Below are 20,507 nucleotides of genomic sequence, written 5' to 3'. Positions count from 1 at the left end.
ATTTTATCGATTCTACAAAATTATCAATACACATTAAAAGTAAAATCTATAAAATATAAAAAATGAAAAATCATAAATTTTTAAGTCTATTCGCTATCACTTCTTCTTTATTAATGACATCATGTAATAATGATGATGATGCTATTGCTGTAATTTTAGATACAGAGAAACCAACTATTACCTTGAATGATCCTGTAGATGATGAAGTTATTGCACCGGGTTCTGATATCCATTTTGACGCTGTATTCACGGATAATGTAGAATTGGCTTCTTATAAAGTCGATATTCATGATGCTTCAGATGGGCATACTCATGGGCGTGGTCTTGCAGATGAAACAACAAATCCATGGTCACATAATCAATCATGGCAAATTGAGGCCGGATTAAAAACAAAATCGGTCCACCATCATATTGCTGTACCAACCATTGTAAATGGTAAACCAATTAAAGAGGGTCATTATCACCTTGGTGTTTTCTGTATTGATAAAGCCGGTAACGAACAAAAATTGTTTATTGAAATCGCTATTGGTGAAGGCGGACATGGTCATGACCATAATCACGATCACAATAAAACAAATTCATAGTATTCATTGTGAACTAATTTTTAAATCATTGAAAATAAAAGAGGTTGTCAAAAAACGGCAACTTCTTTTATTACTTCATAAAAATCAAACACTCCTCCCCCATAAATTAAGAATATTAAGATTAATTAATTTACTCTAATTTTATGAAAATAATTACAATTACAGAAGTTTATAATTTCATATTAAATTATAATTTCTTTGGGCAAAGAGTCGTTACAAATACCCCTCTTAAAAGAGGGCTTTGTCATCTAAAATCAAATTCATTAGCATTACTATTATTTTTTATTTTACCCAGTTCAATTTCTATAGCACAAGTCAATTATACCCAAAATTGGGACATTCCTGGGAATGCAGACTGGATTGGCGGTGATAGGCTTACCGATATAGCATGTCAAACTAATAGTGGCTCTTTTTCAACTACCTTACCTCCAAATACTATAAAAACTATATCATCTCCTTCTGTTGGAATCTCTGAAGGAGGAAATATCACTATGCGTTTTGATTATAAAATTATTAATTCTGCTTTTCCATTTGAGGCTAGTCCTGTTAGTTTTGGAACAATAGACCTACAGTATTCCTATTCCACAAATGGTCCTTGGACAACAATATATACCGTTGATTCTGCAAATCACGTTCCTATTGCCGCATGTGGCAATACTAAAACAGTTACATTTAACACTACTCCAGGCAATTTATTTATTCGCTTCTTCATAAAAAAGGGGGCAGGTAGTTCTTCTATAATCCTTGATAACATCAATATTGTTCAAGTAGAAATTCCTGCTTGTCTATCAACCAATGGTTTAACTACTGCAGGCATAACAACAACTTCCGCAAAAATAGCATGGCAGGTACCCTCCATAATCCCTACAAATGGATATCAATATGAAATTCGTACTTCCGGAAATGCAGAAAGTGGTAACTCAGGCTTAGTAGACACAGGCTCCGTTATCACCGACACACAGACAATTACAAATTTAATCCCATCCACAACGTATTCCGTATTTGTCCGTGTTCTGTGCTCTACTACTACATCTTCTGAATGGCAAAATATTGGTTCTTTCAATACTCTTTGTATAAATCAAATTGCTCCAACAGAAATAGAAGATTTTTCTAACTATACCAATTCAATACCAAGCCCTATGTGTTGGTCGAAATCATCTGATATACTAGGATTAACACCACTTGTTCTAACTGGCACAACGAGTCAATGGAAAGGAGGTGATTATACTAATTCCACTACTAATCCAGATGACAGAGCAGCAATGGTTCAATTATACGGCACAAATAACGACTGGTTAATTTCGCCTTCTATTGATTTAGGAAATGGGTCAACAGAATTTATGATAGAATATACTACTGCAATACTGCCTAGTATTACTACAATGGAAGAGAAATTTGTAAAAGTTATTGTCTCTACCGATAATGGTGCAACATGGTCCATTGCAAATGTTATTTCTACTTATGATAACACAAATATTCCTACTGGAGGAAAACATGAAATGATATCTCTTGCCGGTTATACTGGTGTAGTAAAAATAGGCTTCTATGCTTATAGTATATCAATGACTCAGAACATAAGCTTTTTTATTGATAACTTTAAAATAGACGCTGTAGCTCCTTGTATTCAACCATCACTTTTAAAAGCGGATAACATTACAGCTACTACAACCAAATTATCATGGACTAGCAGTGGTAATCTATTCGATATCGAGTATGGTCCTTCCGGGTTTACACAAGGTAACGGCGCCTTACTTGAAGGGGTAAACAATCATTTTGAACTAAACGGAATAAATGAATTGGATTATGATTCAAATTATTCTTTTTATGTACGACAAGATTGTGGTATAGATGGGAAAAGCATGTGGTCTGGTCCTCATAATTTTACAACTGGCTGTACTCCTATCCTAGATTTACCTTGGGAAGAGGGCTTTGAAAACATTGAACCTCTCGGACCAGATATTTTCCCATTTTGCTGGAAAAAAGAAAACGGAAATTGGCAAACATCTAATACATCTAATTACCACACTCCTAGAACAGGCTCTAACTATCTGAAAAAATCAGATTCTACTACCAACGAATATATCCATACACCGAGTTTTCAATTAGAAGCAGGTACTTCTTATGATTTTAGTTTTTATGCACAAAGTGATGGAAGTACAGGATGGCAAGTCGGGCTATACTCCAATACAAGTCAATCCAACACAACTGGGTTTTTATTAGGAGAAATATATACTCCTATGGGTACTGGGATAATTAGTCAACAACCATATCAGAAAATAAAACGAATTTTTGTGCCTACCACCTCTGGAGTTTATACCTTTACTATTCAGGTTTACCAACCTGATGAGTCTTCGTGGTATATTGTTTTTGATGATTTTAAACTAGAAGTAACTCCTTCATGTCTTATACCTACAACGCTTACCGCTGAAAACATCACTTCAAATTCCGCTACTTTATCTTGGGTAGGAACAGGAACAAGTTATACTGTAGAATATGGCCCAATTGGGTTTATACCAGGCACAGGAGTAACTCAATCTAATGTAACACCTCCTATGAATATCTCTGGATTAGACAATACCAGGTCTTACTCTTTCCATGTCAAAGAAGAATGTTCACTTACGGATAGTAGTTCATATTCAGAACCTATAACTTTCATGACGCTCTGTGGCCCAGAAATAGCGCCAACATTAGTTCAGACCTTTGATTCCTATATTTCTAATGCACCAAATCCATTGTGCTGGTCAGAATCTAAAGGAACATTACAAACTATTCCCACTTCTTTAACCATAGAAAATGGGAAATGGACTAATGAAACATTTGCTGGAACATTCGGTAACTCTAATTCTGCCAGAATTAATCTACGCTCCACTAGTAAAGACTGGTTCATTTCAAATCAAATTGATTTAGGTGATGGATCTATTCCTTTTCAATTAAAATATGATGTTGCTTTAACTACTTATCTTGATTCCGATTATAGAATGATCGAATTTGGTAATCATATTGTAAAAGTTATAATCTCAACAGATGGAGGTATAACTTGGGAAAATGCAAATACTATTAAAACCTATGATAATTCAAGCTTAGTTTCAGATACAAGACAAACGGAAACAATCGCATTAACTGGTTATACAGGAATTGTGAAAATCGGTTTCTATGCTGAAACTTTCAATTCTTCACCCGATATTTACTTTTATATTGATAATTTTATAATAGAAAAAAGTACTATTTGTACTGTTCCAACAGCGATTAGCTCCTCTGCAATTACACACAATAGTGCTACAATTTCTTGGGCACCTGCTGGAGTTGAAACTTCCTGGGAATATGTTATTCAACCGATAAGTACAGGATCTTCTCCAATGATAGGTGTATCTACCTCCATGTCTTCTGTCGATATAACTAATCTTTCTGTTGGTACAAATTATGAAGTTTATCTTCGCTCTGTTTGTTCAGAAACTGAAGTAAGTGATTGGTCATCAGCATTGTTTTTCAACACATTACAAATAGGAACTGGTTCAACCTGTGAGAATGCCATTCCCATAATCAGTTCGGATCTACCTTATACAACTAATGATAACACCAGTAACTATGGTAATCATTATTCAGGAGTCGCAGGAATAAATTGTGGAATATCAACAAATTTCCTAAATGGTAATAATGTAGTATATGCCTACACCGCTACTAATGATGGTACAATTAATATTGAGCTAAATCCACAAGAGAGTAATGTTAGTCTATTTGTTTATGGTGCTTGTAATTTAATTGGTAATACTTGTATTGCTGGCGCAGTAAATGATACAAATAGTAACCCAATAAATATTAATGGGCTTAGTATTGAAGCAGGTCAGACTTTCTATATTATGATTTCTTCCTTAACACCACCACAATCTACAGCGTATACTTTAACTATTACAGGTACTTTAGAAACAGAAACATTTAACGATGAGAATTTCAGTTATTATCCTAACCCTGTAAAAGACATTTTGAATCTATCCTATTCAGAAAAAATATCCACCATTTCTATATTCAATATCATGGGCCAAAAAGTAATTCAAAAAACAGTAAATGCCACACAATCTCAAATTGATATCTCTTCTTTAAAGACTGGGGTATTCCTTGTAAAAGTTAATTCTGGTAATCAAACTAAATCAATTAAAATCATAAAACAATAAAATAAATACTTATTAGAATCAAATGAGGTTGTCTTTGTTTTGGCAACCTCTTTTACTTATTAAAAAAACACAAAATATTTGAATTTTTCCTTTAAAAATCACTCCTAAGTGCTCATTTTAAATCAAAAAGAACCAAATGTTTTCCTTACTTTTGTTTTAAACCAAAAAATGACATTAATGAAAAAAATCATCACAACAATGGTTGTTTTAGGCTCCGCTCTTACCTACGGACAATCACAAAATGCAAAATCTACTGTGTTAAAATATCCAGAAACTAAAAAAGTAGCTACTGAAGATGTATACTTTGGTACTAAAGTAAGTGATCCTTACCGTTGGTTAGAAGATGACCGTTCTACAGAAACTGCTAATTGGGTAAAAGCCGAAAATGAAGTAACATTCAGTTACCTTGAAAAAATACCTTTCCGTAAGCAAATTAAGGAAAGAATGGAAAAATTATGGAACTACGAAAAAATTTCTGCTCCTTTCAAAAAGGGTGATTTCACGTATTTCTATAAAAATAATGGACTTCAAAATCAGTCTGTTTTAATGAGAAAAGATAAAAATGGAAAAGAAGAAATTTTCTTAGACCCTAATACATTTTCAAAAGATGGTACGACATCTTTGGATGGAATTTCTTTCACAAAAGATGGTACAAAAGTAGCTTACTCAATTTCTGAAGCAGGAAGTGACTGGAGAAAAGTTATCATATTGGATGCTGTAACGAAAAAAGTTATCGGTGATACTTTAATTGATATTAAATTCAGTGGATTATCTTGGAAAGGAAATGAAGGTATTTTCTACTCTAGTTATGAGAAACCAAAAGGAAGTGAATTATCTGCAAAAACAGATCAGCATAAATTATATTTCCACAAATTGGGTACTGCCCAAAAAGAGGATAAAGTTATTTTTGGTGAAACAGAAAAACGTCGTTATGTTGGGGCTGGTGTAACAGAGGATAACAAATACTTAGTTATTTCTGCTGCTAACTCAACTTCTGGAAATGAATTATATATTAAAGATCTTACAAACCCTAACAGCAAAATAGTTACTATCGTTGATAATTATAACAATGATGTTGATTTAGTTGAAAGTGTAGGGAGTAAATTATATCTTCTTACTAATCTAAATGCTCCGAATAAGAGAATTGTAACTGTAGATGCTGCAAATCCAACTCCAGCAAACTGGAAAGATTTTATTGCAGAAACTGACAATGTTTTATCTCCTTCTACAGGTGGTGGTTACATTTTCGCTAATTACATGAAAGATGCCGTATCCTTAATCAAACAATACGATTATAACGGAAAATTAATTCGTGATATCCAATTACCAGGTGTAGGTAGTGCGGGTGGTTTTAGTGGTGAAATCAAGGACAAAGTTTTATACTATTCTTTCACTAATTATGTGACTCCAGGAACTATTTATTCTTATGATCCTAAAACAGGAAAATCTACGGTGTATCAAAAACCAAAAGTTGATTTCAAAAGCGAGGATTATGAATCAAAACAAGTATTCTACACTTCTAAAGACGGAACAAAAGTTCCAATGATTATCACGTATAAAAAAGGAACTAAATTAGATGGTAAAAACCCAACGATTTTATACGCGTACGGTGGATTCAATATTAGCTTAACACCTAGCTTTAGTGTTGCTAATGCAGTATGGATGGAACAAGGCGGAATTTATGCAGTAGCCAACTTAAGAGGTGGTGGAGAATATGGTAAAAAATGGCATGATGCAGGGACGAAACAACAAAAACAAAATGTATTTGATGATTTCATTGCTGCTGCTGAATATTTAATTGATCAAAAATATACTTCTTCAGATTTCTTAGCGATTCGCGGAGGATCTAATGGTGGTTTATTAGTAGGTGCAACAATGACACAAAGACCCGAGCTTTTCAAAGTAGCTTTACCTGCTGTGGGTGTACTAGACATGTTGCGTTACCATACTTTTACTGCTGGTGCAGGATGGGCTTACGATTATGGTACTGCAGAGGACAACAAAGAAATGTTCAATTACTTAAAAGGTTATTCTCCTGTTCACAATGTGAAAAAAGGAACACAATATCCTGCAACAATGGTAACAACTGGAGATCATGATGATCGTGTTGTTCCGGCTCACAGTTTTAAATTTGCTGCTGAATTACAGGAGAAACAAACAGGAAAAAATCCTGTATTAATCCGAATTGAAGTAAACGCAGGTCATGGTGCTGGTAAACCGGTTTCAAAAACAATTGAAGAGGCTGCTGATATTCAAGCCTTTACTTTATTCAACATGGGATATAAAACATTACCAAATAAAGTATAATACTTATTTATAATAAACAAAAAAGCCTTCTCCATTGAGAAGGCTTTTTTTATTCATTTACAACTTGTTGCTTAACTGCCAAACAAGCGTGATATTGTGATTGATCCATAATAATGACTGGTTACTGCATTATTAATTAATTCTTTTGACTTGTATATAAAACTATAGGAAAGATTCCAATTATTTCGTCTGAACTTTAATCCTACCTCGCCTATAAAACGCCATGGTTTTACATCAAATACAATAGGGCTATCATTGTTAAACATACTCCCTTGAATTGTTGCATCATAGATTTGGTAATTTAAATTTGGAGTAAAATAAAGGTAAAACTCCCTATTCTTTTCTTTTGCTGTTCTACTGACGGAAGCTCCAAACAAATTTGAATCAAAAACGGGTAGTAATTTTGCAATACTGATTCGTGTCATAATTCCAACTTGTGCGCCTGTCCAAATGGTTCCCCAATTTGCTTTGGAAGTAAAATTAAAATCAATATTTTGACTGAATGTTTGGGGTAAAATTTTACGTGAGTAAAAAGCATTTACCTGAACTCCTACTGCTTTTTTTATTTGGTATTCCCAACCTGAAATACTATCCAATTTTAATACTTTATGCAATTCTTTCTGAAGTCCTTCTGCTCCAGCACCTGGTCCTAAAATTCCCAACTGCCCACTGAATTTCAACACCGATTCATCTTTATAGAAATTGCTAATCCCTGCTTCCGCAAATAAATAACCTGCAAATGGTCGGTCATGCAAAGAGATTGAAACTGCCCGAACTGTTTGCGGATTATACATATATTGTCCCGCTCTGAATTCAACTGTTTTCTTTTCTAATGTTTCTGACTTTTTATGGGTTAAATACCGATAATACAGTTCTATTCCATTCGTATAATATTGATCTCGTGAAGTTGAAATATAAAGATCATTGTCTGTTACAAATCCGGCTTCTATTGTTTTACTATTTTGAGCATATATTAATGTTGACCAAAGGCTGCATACTACAGCTACAACTATTTTTTTTCTCATCTCTATTTATTCTTTGTATGCTTATAAATACATACTTTACAATTTTTTCTATTGTAAAATTATTTGATCTCATGAATAGTTCAATTCATTTTAAGTCTTATTTATGCTAAAAAAAGATCTTTCTTTTCTAACGGAAATAAAAAAGGGATAATCTTATCGATTATCCCTTTTTTATATACTTATCGTTAATATTCTAATTTCCCCATATAACCCATTTGTCGCACTATTCTGTTTTTTCTTTTATTGATATAGGCGGATGAATTACTGGCTTTATATTTTCTTGGGTTGGGTAAAATTGCTGCAATTCCTGCTGCTTCCTGACGGGTTAAACTTGTTGCACTTTTCTTGTACCAAAATTGTGCTGCTGCTTCTGCACCATATACACCATCACCCATCTCGATACTGTTTAAATAAACTTCCATGATGCGCTCTTTCCCCCAAAATATTTCGATCAAAAAGGTAAAATATACTTCAAATCCTTTGCGGATATAACTACGTCCTGGCCAAAGGAAAACATTCTTTGCTGTTTGTTGTGAAATTGTACTTCCCCCTTTTATCTTTTTCCCTTTCTTGTTATTTTTCATCGCTTTCTCTATCGCTTTGAAATCAAATCCACTATGTGTTAGAAAATTCTGATCTTCACTCGCTATTACAGCTATTTGCAAATTTTTAGAAATATTTTCAATCGGTTCCCAATCATGACTAAACTTTAGTTCTTTTCCATCTACTTTCTGCTCCACTGCTCGAATTACCATTAAAGGAGTAACTGGAATAGGGATAAACCGAAATAGAATCACGGAAACAATAGAGAGTCCAAAAAACCAAAGGGCTACTTTACCTAAAAATCGAAGTATTTTTTTTAACATAAATTCTATTTTACAAATGCATTAATGAATTATCCTATTTGAGCCTTATAGTAAATCGGCCAATTCTGTTCCAATCGCAGTACCTATTGCCACTCCCATTCCTCCTAATTTCACACCACAAAAAACATGACTGGACAATTGTTCAACAATCGGTTTCTTATCTGAACCTATGCCCATAATCCCACTCCATCGATGTTCTATCTCAAAAGAATGATTTGGTAAAATTACTTCTTTTAATAGAAATTCTAAGCGTTGTTGTATTAAATCCGTTTGTCCTAAATCTGTGGTTGTTTCTCCTTCAAAATCTAGGTTTCTTCCTCCTCCTAAAAGTATTCGGTCTTCAATATTTCGGAAGTAATAATAGCCTTTATCCAAATGAAAAGTTCCTTTTATATCTAAGTTAGCTATTGGCTTTGTAATCAGTACCTGCGCTCTTGCCGGATTTACATTTTTAATTCCTTGTTGCCTTGCAAATCCATTGGTCGCTAAAAATAATTTTTGGGTTTTAAAACTAAAATCTCCTAGCGTCACTTCTACATGGTCTTGATACTCTTGGTAACCTGTTACCGTTTGCTGATTTAAGATCAATATATTTTCTGATACAGCCAATTTCAATAAGGCTTGCATCATATTTCCTGTATCCACTTGTCCTTCAAATGGATTAAAAATCAAATATTCTTGTATGCCTTTGAAAGCAAAACGGTCCATTTCCTTTGAAAATACTTCTGTATGAAATAATGGCTTTAAGACATCGTTTACAAAGGGCATTCTTCGCAAACATTCTTCATACGTATCTTCATCTTCTTGAAGAAACATTTCATATCCTCCATACAACCTGAAATCCAAAGCAGAATCTCCCACTCTTTTTCGCAATTGTTGCAATCCTTTCCAACGTTTATCAACCAATTGGATTACTTCTTCTTCTGTATGATTTCTTAAATCTTCATTGATTTCAGATAAGCTTCCGAAGCAGGCAAAACCTGCATTCTTGGTGCTAGCTCCCTGCGGTAACATCCCTTTTTCTAAAATTAAAATTTTATGCGTTGGATATTTTTCACGCAGACGCAAAGCAGTGTTTATCCCAACTATTCCACTTCCTATAATTGTGAAATCTACATTCGTGAACCAATTTTTGAGTTCCCAATAACTTAATTGCATCTGAAGAAAATTTTTATAAAAGTACTATTTTGACTCCTATTTTTTAAATTAATTTTCAATTCTAAACCAGCTTATTACCATCTATTTACGGCTATATAAAGTTGGAATGCTACTATAGATCTACTATTTATTGAACAAAAGGAATCTCTATACTCCAAACAATATTTAACATCAAGTACAGGGAATCCTCTTCTTTTTTGAAATATTATCAGTACTTTTAAGCTTTAATTTTTACTTTACATTATGAAGAAATTATTGTTTTTAGCATTAGGCATCATCAGCATTAACTCCACTATGGCACAAGAAGTTATGACTCCAGAAGCATTATTAAAACTGGGTCGTGTAAGCGCAATGGGTATTTCCAAAGATGGAAAAAACATCATTTACAAGGTTTCCACTCCAGTAATGGAGGAAAACAAATCCAATTCAAAATATTATTCAGTACCCGTAAGCGGTGGAAAAGCAGTAGCTATTGAGGATTATAAAAATCTTCTAACTGATAAAAATATTTCTCCAGATGGTAAATACATCGTCTATAATGAAGAAGTAAAAATTGATAAAGTACACGGGAAAGATTTTTATCCTGAATTACAAAAATCAGATGTGCAGGTTTATAATGGTTTAGATTACCGTCATTGGGACACTTGGAATGAAGGGAAATTTAATCATGTTTTTTACAAAGAAAATAAAGACGGATCTACAGGTATCGATGTATTAAAAGGAGAACCGTATGATAGTCCACAAAAGCCTTTTGGAGGTGATGAAGATTACATCTGGTCACCTGATAGCAAAAGCATAATCTATGTTGCTAAAAAGAAAGCTGGTACTGCTTATGCTACTAGCACTAACACTGACTTATACGAGTACAACCTTGCCACTGGTAAAACTGTAAATCGTACAGAGAACAATCTTGGATATGATGTAGCTCCTCAATTTTCTCCAAAAGGAGATTTATCATGGCTTCAAATGAAGAATGATGGTTATGAGGCCGATAAAAATGATATCATTGTAAGTTTTAAAGGGATTACACAAAACCTTACTGCAAACTGGGATGGTACTGTAAACGAGTTCAAATGGAGTGCAGATGGTAAAAAAGTATATTTCACGGCTCCAGTTGATGGAACAATTCAATTATTTGAAGTGAATTTCCCTGGACTAACGAGAATTATGCCGAATGTAGTTCAACTAACGCAAGGAGATTTTGACGTTGCTGGTTTGATTTCTATTGAAGGAAATGAAGTTATCGTAAGCCGTACCGATTTTAATCATGCTGCTGAATTATACAGTTATGACTTAAAAAAGAAAAGTTGGAAACAACTTACTACTGTAAATAAATCTACGGTAGATACATTGGCTATGAGTCAATTCCAAAAAAGATATGTAACAACTACGGATGGTAAAAAAATGCTGGTATGGGTTGTTTTACCTCCAAATTTTGATGCTAAAAAGAAATATCCAACATTATTATATTGCCAAGGTGGACCTCAATCTGCTTTAACACAATTCTATTCTTTCCGTTGGAACTTCCAAGTTATGGCAGCACAAGGATACATTGTAGTAGCACCAAACAGACGTGGTATGCCAGGTCATGGTGTAGAATGGAATCAACAGATTAGTAAAGACTGGGGTGGACAGGTAATGCAAGATTACTTATCGGCAATTGACGATGTAGCCAAAGAATCTTATGTAGACAAATCAAGATTGGCTGCTGTAGGTGCTAGTTATGGTGGTTACTCTGTATTTTACTTAGCAGGTATTCACAAAAACAGATTCAAAACATTCATTGCTCATGATGGTGTATTCAATACTCAAAGTATGTATGGAACGACTGAAGAGTTATTCTTTAACAACTGGGATTTTGGTGGACCATATTGGGAAAAGGATAATAAAGTAGCTCAAAAAGCCTACACGGTATTCAATCCGATTAATTATGTAGACCAATGGAATGCACCAATATTAATTATCCAGGGTGGTAAGGATTTTAGAGTGCCAATAGGGCAAGGACAAGAAGCTTTCCAAGCAGCACAATTAAGAGGTATTAAAAGTAGATTGTTATATTTCCCTGAAGAAAATCACTGGGTATTACAGCCACAAAATGCTTTAGTATGGCAGCGAGAATATTTCAAATGGTTGAAAGAAACTCTATAAACTTATTTTTTACTACAAAAAACTCCCAAATTTACGTTGGGAGTTTTTTTATGCGTTAAAATTGTCTCAATTCCTTTGTAACAGGAACATGTTAACAGATTAGTTTCTCTTTTTTGGAAACATTTTTTTTAACTTTACGGGCATATTATAAAACAAAAACAATGTATAAATTACCACTGAGACCCCTACTTCTTGCTTCGGCATTATTTGTAGGAATGGGCAGCAGTTTTGCTCAAGATAATTTGGTCAACTCACTAAAGAACAACGAAAGCGCTAACAGCAAAAAATCTTTCCAGTTTACAGAATTAATTAATCTAACGAATACACCTGTCGCAAGTCAAGGTTCTTCTGGAACTTGCTGGAGTTATTCTGCCAATTCTTTTATCGAATCTGAAATGAGCCGTTTAGGAAAACAACCTATTCCTCTTTCTCAAATGTACACTGTGCGTAATGCCTATGTAGACAAAGGGAAAAATTATGTGCGTATGCATGGTGCTATTACTTTAGGGGATGGTGGTGCTTTACATGATGTAATCAACATGTATAAAAAATACGGTACTGTTCCACAAGAACTATACACTGGATTGAATTATGGTACTGCTAATAATAAATTTAGCGAAATGAGTACGATCATGGAAGCTGTCCTAGCGGCTGTAGTGAAAAATCCTAACGGAGAACTTACTCCTAACTGGGAAAAAGCATACACTTCTGTAATTGATGCTTATTTAGGTGATATTCCTAAAGAATTCAACTACAACGGTCGTAAATACACTCCACAATCTTTTGCAAAAGATGTTGTAGGTATTAATCCTGATGAGTATGTTGAACTTACTTCTTTCACAGATAATCCATATTACAGCAAATTCACAATGATGGTACCAGACAACTGGTCATTAGATCAGGTATACAATGTAAAGATGAATGATATGACTGATATTATTGATAATGCATTGAAAAAAGGATATACTGTAGCTTGGGCAACAGATGTAAGTGAAAAAGGATTTAGTTGGAAAAATGGTGTTGCTTATGTTCCTGCAAAGAACTTCGCTGATATGACACAAGCAGAGAAAGATGATTTATTCAACGGGCCAAAACCGGAACTTGAAATCACAGAAGAATTACGCCAAAAAGCATACGATAATTATCAAACTACAGATGATCACGGAATGCACATTATCGGTTTGGCTAAAGATCAAACAGGGAAAGAATATTATATCGTTAAAAACTCTTGGGGTACAACAAACGATTACAAAGGATATCTTTATGTAACTAAGAATTTTGTAAAATACAAAACAACTACAATCTTAGTAAACAAAGGAGCAATTCCATCGCCAATTGCTAAAAAATTAAGCCTATAACACTGGTTCTTAATGCAAAAAAGGCGCTTCATGTTGAAGCGCCTTTTTTTATGGGAATCTCTTAAAAAATAAAGCCTTACAAATTGTAAGGCTTTATAAATATTTATCTATTCTGGATCTTTCATTACAAAGCTTTCCATAAACTTCGTAGTATAATTCCCAGCAACATAATCTGGTTCATCCATTAATTGTCTGTGGAAAGGAATCGTAGTTTTTACACCTTCGATTACAAACTCATCCAATGCTCTTTTCATTTTGCTAATTGCTTCTTCACGGGTTTGTGCCGTAGTAATCAATTTAGCAATCATTGAATCATAATTTGGTGGGATAGAGTACCCTGAGTATACGTGAGTATCTAAGCGTACACCATGTCCTCCTGGTGCATGAAGCGTCGTGATTCTACCTGGTGAAGGGCGGAAATCATGATATGGGTCTTCTGCATTAATACGACATTCAATAGAGTGCATTTTCGGGAAATAATTTCTACCTGAAATTGGCACACCTGCTGCTACAAGAATTTGCTCACGAATCAAATCATAATCAATAACTTGTTCTGTAATAGGGTGTTCAACTTGAATACGTGTATTCATTTCCATGAAGTAGAAATTACGGTGTTTATCTACTAAGAATTCCACTGTGCCTGCTCCTTCGTATTTAATATATTCTGCTGCTTTTACGGCAGCATCTCCCATTTTCAGACGTAATTCATCTGTCATGAAAGGTGAAGGTGTTTCTTCTGTTAATTTTTGGTGACGTCTTTGAACTGAACAATCTCTTTCAGAAAGGTGACATGCTTTACCATATGCATCTCCAACAATTTGGATTTCGATATGGCGTGGCTCTTCGATCAACTTTTCCATGTACATTCCGTCATTTCCAAAAGCTGCTGAAGCTTCTTGACGTGCACTTTCCCAAGCTTTCTCTAATTCTTCTGCTTTCCAAACAGCTCTCATTCCTTTTCCACCACCACCAGCAGTTGCTTTTAACATTACTGGATAGCCCATTTCTTTGGCTAATTTTTTAGTTTGTTCAAAAGACTCTAAAAGACCTTCAGAACCTGGAATTGTAGGAACTCCTGCTTCTTTCATTGTTGCTTTGGCAGAAGCTTTATCTCCCATTCTGTCAATCATTTCTGGAGAAGCACCGATAAATTTAATACCGTGTTCACCACAAATTTTTGAAAATTTAGCATTTTCAGAAAGGAAACCATATCCTGGGTGAATTGCGTCTGCATTTGTAATTTCTGCAGCAGCAATAATACTTGACATTTTTAAATAAGACAAACTACTTGCTGGCGGTCCGATACATACGGCTTCGTCTGCAAATCGAACGTGTAGACTCTCAGCATCAGCAGTGGAATAAACCGCTACCGTTTTGATACCCATTTCTCTACAAGTTCTGATAACACGTAGGGCGATTTCGCCTCTATTTGCAATTAGAATTTTTTTAAACATAATTTCTTTGAATTACAATTAATTACAATTACAAAAATTGAATCTCAGGATTCTCTTTTTGCCTCGAAATGTCGAGATGAAATTAGGGTATTATTATGATGGATCTACTAAAAATAAAGGTTGATCAAATTCTACTGGTGAAGAATCGTCAACCAACACTTTTACTATTTTTCCAGAAACTTCAGATTCAATTTCGTTAAATAACTTCATTGCTTCAATAACACATAATACATCACCTTTTGCGATTGTAGTTCCTACTTCTACGAAAGGAGCTTTATCTGGAGATGGTTTTCTATATAATGTACCAATAATTGGAGACTTCACTGTAATATACTTCGCGTCAACAGTTTCTACTGGAGTTGCAGCAACAGGAGATGTTGGTTGAGGAGCTGCTGCTTGTTGAAGTGCATTTGATACAGGCAATACTTGTTGTACATATGTCGTTTCAGCTTGGCTTCCTTCTGCAGTAGTTTTAATGGTGATTTTAAAATCGTCCACTTCTAATTTTACTTCCGTTGCACCCGACTTGGCTACAAATTTGATTAGGTTTTGAATTTCTTTTAAATCCATAGTATTTGTATTTTAGTTTTAGTTTAGTTTTTTGTATAAGCCCATTTTAGATAAATAGATCCCCATGTGAATCCACCTCCAAATGATGCAAAGATAAGATTATCTCCTTTTTTAAATTGCTTCTCAAAATCATTTAACAATAGTGGTAACGTGGCAGATGTAGTATTGCCATATTTTTCGATATTCACTAAAACTTTTGATTCTTCTAAGTTCATTCTGCTTGCAGTAGCATCGATAATTCTCTTATTTGCTTGATGCGCAACTAACCAGTTTACATCGTCTGCTGTCAGATTATTTCTTTTCATGATTAGCTCACTTACTTCAGCCATATTGGTTACAGCATATTTGAATACTGTTTTACCATCTTGGTGTACATAGTGTTGCTTATTTTGTACCGTTTCTAAAGACGGTGGTAGTATAGATCCTCCTGCTTCAATTTTCAGGAATTCACGACCGACTCCATCACTTCTTAAATATTCATCTCGGAATCCTAGTCCTTCATTATTTGGTTCGAACAATACTGCTCCTGCTCCATCTCCAAAAATAATGCATGTTGCTCGGTCTGTATAATCAATAATAGAAGACATTTTATCTGCTCCAATTACTAATACTTTCTTGTATCGTCCAGATTCAATATAGGCTGATGCTGTTGACATGGCATATAAGAAACTTGAACAAGCTGCTTGTAAGTCGTAAGCAAATGCATTTGTTGCACCAATTTTTGTGGCAACATAGACACCTGTTGCAGCTACTGGCATGTCTGGCGTAGTAGTCGCCATTAGTATTAAATCAATCTCTTTTGGATCAAGACCTGATTTTTGAATTAAATTTTCTGCCGCTTTAATAGCCATAAAGGAAGTTCCTTCCCCTTCTTCTTTTAAAATGCGTCTTTCTTTAATTCCGGTACGCGTAGTTATCCACTCATCATTGGTATCAACCATAGTCTCAAGGACCTTATTAGAGAGCACATAATCTGGCACATAGGCACCGACAGCGGTAATTGCGGCTGTAATTGTATTCATAGAGTCTGTTTGTTTTCTTCTCAAATTTTTGGGATTTGAAAAGAGGTGGAAATTACAAAAAAAAATCTAAACGTTAGTTCATGCAAGCATTTTTAACGCGAATCTATTATTAAATCGTAATTGTCATCCCTAACTTTAAAATATCAAATCGCCCCGAGAAGCTGAAAACAGGCTAATCGAAGAAAAATTACTGAGTAAATTTGGGTAAACAAAAAAAACTCTCACGGTGTGAGAGTTTAAATTTTAACTATAAAAACCGTATTAAGCAACAGCTTCTTGCTTATCAATTACAACTTGACCTCTATAGTACATTTTACCTTCATGCCAGTAAGCTCTGTGGTATAAATGCGCTTCTCCTGTCACAGGACATGTAGCAATTTGAGGAACAGACGCCTTGTAATGCGTTCTTCTCTTGTCTCTTCTCGTTTTTGAGGTTTTTCTCTTAGGATGTGCCATCTTACTATATTATTTATCCGTTAATAGTTGTTTTAATTTGTCCCATCTAGGGTCAATATTTTCTTCTTTTTCAGTTTGTTGTTCTTTTACTGACAATGTACTCTGTTGGTCTAAGCCTTCTACTTTTAAGCTTCCGTCTTTAACCCCTGGATGAATTCTTTTTGTCGGAACAGAAAGTGCTATCATTTCGTAAATCTGCTGAGCCACATCTATTTGATGTTCTCCATGCGGCAAAATGAGCAACTCATCATTATCATCATTATAGTCTGGTCCAAATTGAACTACTACTCTCATTTTCCCTTTTACAGGTAAATCAAAAAGCTCATTGGTCAAATCACAAGGTACATTCACAGTACCTTTATGTTTAAAATTAAGCTCCAACATGGTGCTTTTTTTCTCCAGAACTACATTAACTTTGATATCGACATCATTAAATTCGTCATAATCAAAGCCTTCAAAGAACGCTTTATTTATTTGATATTCAAACTGATGTTTCCCTAATTTTAATCCTATAAAAGGAATTAAAAATTCTTTGGTCTCTTTCATGTGTAAATCTTTATTACTATTTAAAGGTCACATGTAATTCACTTACATAGATTTCCGGTTTGCTTCAAAATGGAATTTCAATTCCTTTTACCGCAACAACAGTTTTGAGCGTGCAAAGATATAAAATTATCGGAAATCCAACAGCGTTACAAACATTTTTTTGTTAATAACTGTTTTTATTTGGTTTTCAGTGGGTTACTTGAGATCTCTTTATACATCATTCGTGCATTAAAAATGTCAATTGCAAGGTAAACGGCTTCCTTAAATGAGGTGAAATCTGCTATCCCTTTTCCAGCAATATCATAGGCTGTACCATGATCCGGCGATGTTCTTACCTTATCTAATCCTGCTGTATAATTTACGCCATTTCCAAATGACAGTGTTTTAAACGGAATTAATCCTTGATCGTGATATGTTGCAATTACTGCATCATATTTTTCATATTGATTGCTTCCAAAAAATCCATCTGCCGAAAATGGTCCAAAAACCATCGTTCCTGCATCAAACATTTTTTTAATTGTTGGTTTTAATACTTTATCGTCTTCTTCTCCAATCACTCCATTATCTCCACAATGTGGGTTTAACCCTAGTACAGCAATTTTAGGCTTATTAATACTGAAATCCTGAATTAAAGATTGTCTTATAGTCTCTACTTTTTTACGGATTAAGGCTTCTGTTAAATGAGATGATACTTCATTGATAGGAATATGATCGGTAATCAATCCTACTCTCAAGTTGTCTTGCACCATAAACATTAGTGCATTGCCGTCTAATTCCTGATCTAAATAATCAGTATGTCCCGGGAATTTAAAATCTTCCGCTTGGATATTATATTTATTGATTGGTGCTGTTACTAATACGTCTACAGCTCCTTCTTTTAAAGCATTTGTTGCCGCTACAAATGATTTTACAGCGTATTTACCTACATTAATATCGTTTATTCCGTATTGGATATTAACACCTTCTTTCCATACATTGAGTACATTAATCTTCCCTACTACGATTTGATCTAGCTTATCTATACCGTGAATAATTGAGGTTAACTGAAGATTTTTCTTCAAAAATGAAAGAATTTTTACATTGGCAAAAATAACAGGAGTACACAATTCAAGCATCCTATTGTCTTCAAATGTTTTAAGAATTACTTCGCTTCCAATACCGTTTAAATCTCCAATTGAAATTCCAACTATAATATTTTCTGCTTTTTTCATCATGTGTACTGGTTATTTATTACTAATTTTGAATTGCAAATTTACGAAAAATAAATAAGGTATGTTCACAGGAATTATTGAAACGCTGGGTATTGTTAAACAAATAACAAAAGATGCCGACAATCTTAACATTACAGTATCTTCTGTAATAACGCATGAGCTAAAAATTGACCAAAGTGTAAGTCATAATGGAATTTGTCTTACTGTTGTAGCGATAGAAGATGATTCTTATACTGTTACTGCTATTCGTGAAACCATAGAAAAAACAAATATTGGTGATTGGAATACGGGTGATATTGTCAACTTGGAACGCGCTATGAAATTGGGTGACCGCTTGGATGGTCATATTGTGCAAGGACACGTGGATCAAACTGGTGTATGCGAAAGCATCGAGGAAGCTAACGGCAGCTGGTATTATACTTTTGAATACGACAGTACATTGCATAATATTACCATTGAAAAAGGTTCTATTACAGTGAATGGAGTAAGCTTAACGGTAGTGAATTCTAAGTTGAATTCTTTTAGCGTGGCCATTATCCCTTATACACATGAGCACACTAATTTCAAGGATTTTAAAGTGGGTACAAAAATCAATTTAGAATTTGATGTCATTGGAAAATATGTTAGCCGCTTACATCAATTGAATATTGCTTAAATCATAAAGAGCTCGTGGATGAATGTCAAACACGAGCTCTTTTAAATTATAATTAAATCATGCTAATTATAATTCAACACTACTTCTCTATTTCTAGAAAAGATAATATTTCTACGGTCTTCTTTCCCTAAAAGATAGGTAAATCCGATAAGTTTTGGTTCTGACTTAAATTCTTCCCACGTTAATTTATTTACGGAGGCTCCTTCTAATTTGGTTTCTTTTGTTATAACGGGTTTCACAAAATTTTCTTCATTAAAAAAATCTTGAACTCTCTTTGTAATATAGGCTACTTGCTCTTCATTTGTCATTGATCCTCCATCATTGGAACCAAATCCGATAAGATAGTCTGAAGAAAGTGTATTCGTGAAAATCTGAACTCCTTTTGCATCTGTTATTGTAAAATTCATCTCTCCTTCCAAAATAGATTTCCCTGTGATGGTTAATTTAAATTCATCTTCTACTGTTGGATTTGAGAATTTATGTTTGGTAATATTGGATAACAATACCGTTTGATCTATTTCTTTTTTGGCTTCTTCAGGAGAAATTTTTTCAGTAGGTTGTACTTCTACTTTTTTCTCTTGATTACAAGAAGACAAAACAATAAACAACGGTATTAGATATAGTATTTTCATTCTCCTTTGAGATTAGATTAAACAATTTTATTGCAATTAAACATCGTAATCACGAATGCTCATATTGTGTAATGCTTTGGCTGCACTTTTTTCTGTATAAGCTCCGAATCCTGCTACAAATACGCCTTGTTCTCCATTAGATGATTTTATACCGTATACGGTAACCTCATCTCCCGGATCTGTATCGCCTTCGTAACGGTAAATTTCTTCTATTTCAAACTCTTCTGGGCTGTTCTTTATACGATCTTCTTGTAAATTAAAATCGGTCGTATATCCTTTCTTTCCTAATTCACTCAATGCTACTGACATCGGTGCGTAGTGAAACATCTTTTTCATAATCAATTTG

The 20,507-nt window shown here is 34.2% G+C and carries 17 protein-coding genes; 6 read left to right on the top strand and 11 right to left on the bottom strand.

From position 1 onward, the window contains the following. Positions 1-62 precede the first annotated feature (62 nt). The 3 genes from P6733_RS07920 (at position 63) to P6733_RS07910 (ending at position 7,060) form a co-directional block, all read left to right on the top strand. Positions 63-584 (top strand): DUF4625 domain-containing protein, encoded by a 522-nt coding sequence (locus P6733_RS07920; RefSeq protein WP_306352078.1) that lies wholly within the window; start codon positions 63-65, stop codon positions 582-584. A gap of 143 nt (positions 585-727) precedes the next feature. After that, complete coding sequence (locus P6733_RS07915) at positions 728-4,753, top strand: fibronectin type III domain-containing protein (RefSeq protein ID WP_306352076.1); 4,026 nt, start codon at positions 728-730, stop codon at positions 4,751-4,753. Between the two features lie 177 nt (positions 4,754-4,930). Further along, positions 4,931-7,060 carry a prolyl oligopeptidase family serine peptidase gene (locus P6733_RS07910; protein ID WP_306352074.1) on the top strand — a complete coding sequence of 710 codons (2,130 nt, stop codon included), beginning with the start codon at positions 4,931-4,933 and terminating at the stop codon, positions 7,058-7,060. A gap of 71 nt (positions 7,061-7,131) precedes the next feature. Here P6733_RS07910 and P6733_RS07905 read toward each other — a convergent pair whose 3' ends face one another. The 3 genes from P6733_RS07905 to P6733_RS07895 all read right to left on the bottom strand — a co-directional run bounded on the left by P6733_RS07905 (position 7,132) and on the right by P6733_RS07895 (position 10,109). Continuing rightward, a complete protein-coding gene (locus P6733_RS07905; protein ID WP_306352072.1) occupies positions 7,132-8,085 on the bottom strand; it encodes a lipid A deacylase LpxR family protein in 954 nt (317 codons plus the stop codon). Between the two features lie 185 nt (positions 8,086-8,270). Next, positions 8,271-8,951, bottom strand: coding sequence for a monofunctional biosynthetic peptidoglycan transglycosylase (mtgA, locus tag P6733_RS07900; RefSeq protein WP_306352070.1), 681 nt, complete (start codon positions 8,949-8,951; stop codon positions 8,271-8,273). A 45-nt stretch (positions 8,952-8,996) separates the two neighbouring features. Further along, the gene (locus P6733_RS07895) at positions 8,997-10,109 is read right to left on the bottom strand and encodes an NAD(P)/FAD-dependent oxidoreductase (protein WP_306352068.1); all 1,113 of its coding nucleotides are present in this window, start codon (positions 10,107-10,109) and stop codon (positions 8,997-8,999) included. 243 nt (positions 10,110-10,352) lie between these two features. Between P6733_RS07895 and P6733_RS07890 the strand changes: the two genes are divergently transcribed. Continuing rightward, positions 10,353-12,257 carry a S9 family peptidase gene (locus P6733_RS07890; protein WP_306352066.1) on the top strand — a complete coding sequence of 635 codons (1,905 nt, stop codon included), beginning with the start codon at positions 10,353-10,355 and terminating at the stop codon, positions 12,255-12,257. Positions 12,258-12,418: 161 nt separating this feature from the next. Further along, entirely contained in the window at positions 12,419-13,615 is a 1,197-nt protein-coding gene (locus tag P6733_RS07885; RefSeq protein ID WP_306352064.1) for a C1 family peptidase, read from the top strand. 107 nt (positions 13,616-13,722) lie between these two features. Here P6733_RS07885 and accC read toward each other — a convergent pair whose 3' ends face one another. The 6 genes from accC to pdxA form a co-directional block, all read right to left on the bottom strand. Continuing rightward, positions 13,723-15,069 carry an acetyl-CoA carboxylase biotin carboxylase subunit gene (gene accC / locus P6733_RS07880; RefSeq protein ID WP_306352062.1) on the bottom strand — a complete coding sequence of 449 codons (1,347 nt, stop codon included), beginning with the start codon at positions 15,067-15,069 and terminating at the stop codon, positions 13,723-13,725. 93 nt (positions 15,070-15,162) lie between these two features. Then, positions 15,163-15,639, bottom strand: a complete 477-nt coding sequence (gene accB / locus P6733_RS07875) for an acetyl-CoA carboxylase biotin carboxyl carrier protein (protein ID WP_306352060.1) — start codon at positions 15,637-15,639, stop codon at positions 15,163-15,165. 23 nt (positions 15,640-15,662) lie between these two features. Beyond that, the gene (locus tag P6733_RS07870; RefSeq protein WP_306352058.1) at positions 15,663-16,661 is read right to left on the bottom strand and encodes a beta-ketoacyl-ACP synthase III; all 999 of its coding nucleotides are present in this window, start codon (positions 16,659-16,661) and stop codon (positions 15,663-15,665) included. Between the two features lie 261 nt (positions 16,662-16,922). Further along, positions 16,923-17,117, bottom strand: a complete 195-nt coding sequence (gene rpmF / locus P6733_RS07865) for a 50S ribosomal protein L32 (RefSeq protein WP_082482157.1) — start codon at positions 17,115-17,117, stop codon at positions 16,923-16,925. A 9-nt stretch (positions 17,118-17,126) separates the two neighbouring features. Further along, positions 17,127-17,663, bottom strand: coding sequence for a YceD family protein (locus P6733_RS07860; RefSeq protein ID WP_306352045.1), 537 nt, complete (start codon positions 17,661-17,663; stop codon positions 17,127-17,129). Positions 17,664-17,839: 176 nt separating this feature from the next. Continuing rightward, entirely contained in the window at positions 17,840-18,877 is a 1,038-nt protein-coding gene (gene pdxA, locus P6733_RS07855) for a 4-hydroxythreonine-4-phosphate dehydrogenase PdxA (protein WP_306352044.1), read from the bottom strand. 58 nt (positions 18,878-18,935) lie between these two features. Between pdxA and P6733_RS07850 the strand changes: the two genes are divergently transcribed. Continuing rightward, positions 18,936-19,529 carry a riboflavin synthase gene (locus P6733_RS07850; RefSeq protein ID WP_306352042.1) on the top strand — a complete coding sequence of 198 codons (594 nt, stop codon included), beginning with the start codon at positions 18,936-18,938 and terminating at the stop codon, positions 19,527-19,529. 62 nt (positions 19,530-19,591) lie between these two features. On the opposite strand, the gene P6733_RS07845 is transcribed toward P6733_RS07850, so the two are convergent. Further along, positions 19,592-20,161, bottom strand: a complete 570-nt coding sequence (locus P6733_RS07845; protein ID WP_306352040.1) for a hypothetical protein — start codon at positions 20,159-20,161, stop codon at positions 19,592-19,594. A gap of 36 nt (positions 20,162-20,197) precedes the next feature. Beyond that, positions 20,198-20,497 carry a hypothetical protein gene (locus P6733_RS07840; protein WP_306352037.1) on the bottom strand — a complete coding sequence of 100 codons (300 nt, stop codon included), beginning with the start codon at positions 20,495-20,497 and terminating at the stop codon, positions 20,198-20,200. Positions 20,498-20,507 lie beyond the last annotated feature (10 nt).

The organism is Flavobacterium aerium, assembly GCF_030766725.1.
Classification (GTDB): domain Bacteria; phylum Bacteroidota; class Bacteroidia; order Flavobacteriales; family Flavobacteriaceae; genus Flavobacterium; species Flavobacterium aerium.
The sequence above is the reverse complement of the archived record's forward strand: the minus strand, read 5'-3'. Positions and strand labels throughout refer to the sequence as shown.

Coding starts and splice junctions, on each gene's coding strand:
- P6733_RS07920 (WP_306352078.1), top strand. CDS start 63: ATGAAAAATCATAAATTTTTAAGTCTATTCGCTATCACTTCTTCTTTA.
- P6733_RS07915 (WP_306352076.1), top strand. CDS start 728: ATGAAAATAATTACAATTACAGAAGTTTATAATTTCATATTAAATTAT.
- P6733_RS07910 (WP_306352074.1), top strand. CDS start 4,931: ATGAAAAAAATCATCACAACAATGGTTGTTTTAGGCTCCGCTCTTACC.
- P6733_RS07905 (WP_306352072.1), bottom strand. CDS start 8,085: ATGAGAAAAAAAATAGTTGTAGCTGTAGTATGCAGCCTTTGGTCAACA.
- mtgA (WP_306352070.1), bottom strand. CDS start 8,951: ATGTTAAAAAAAATACTTCGATTTTTAGGTAAAGTAGCCCTTTGGTTT.
- P6733_RS07895 (WP_306352068.1), bottom strand. CDS start 10,109: ATGCAATTAAGTTATTGGGAACTCAAAAATTGGTTCACGAATGTAGAT.
- P6733_RS07890 (WP_306352066.1), top strand. CDS start 10,353: ATGAAGAAATTATTGTTTTTAGCATTAGGCATCATCAGCATTAACTCC.
- P6733_RS07885 (WP_306352064.1), top strand. CDS start 12,419: ATGTATAAATTACCACTGAGACCCCTACTTCTTGCTTCGGCATTATTT.
- accC (WP_306352062.1), bottom strand. CDS start 15,069: ATGTTTAAAAAAATTCTAATTGCAAATAGAGGCGAAATCGCCCTACGT.
- accB (WP_306352060.1), bottom strand. CDS start 15,639: ATGGATTTAAAAGAAATTCAAAACCTAATCAAATTTGTAGCCAAGTCG.
- P6733_RS07870 (WP_306352058.1), bottom strand. CDS start 16,661: ATGAATACAATTACAGCCGCAATTACCGCTGTCGGTGCCTATGTGCCA.
- rpmF (WP_082482157.1), bottom strand. CDS start 17,117: ATGGCACATCCTAAGAGAAAAACCTCAAAAACGAGAAGAGACAAGAGA.
- P6733_RS07860 (WP_306352045.1), bottom strand. CDS start 17,663: ATGAAAGAGACCAAAGAATTTTTAATTCCTTTTATAGGATTAAAATTA.
- pdxA (WP_306352044.1), bottom strand. CDS start 18,877: ATGATGAAAAAAGCAGAAAATATTATAGTTGGAATTTCAATTGGAGAT.
- P6733_RS07850 (WP_306352042.1), top strand. CDS start 18,936: ATGTTCACAGGAATTATTGAAACGCTGGGTATTGTTAAACAAATAACA.
- P6733_RS07845 (WP_306352040.1), bottom strand. CDS start 20,161: ATGAAAATACTATATCTAATACCGTTGTTTATTGTTTTGTCTTCTTGT.
- P6733_RS07840 (WP_306352037.1), bottom strand. CDS start 20,497: ATGAAAAAGATGTTTCACTACGCACCGATGTCAGTAGCATTGAGTGAA.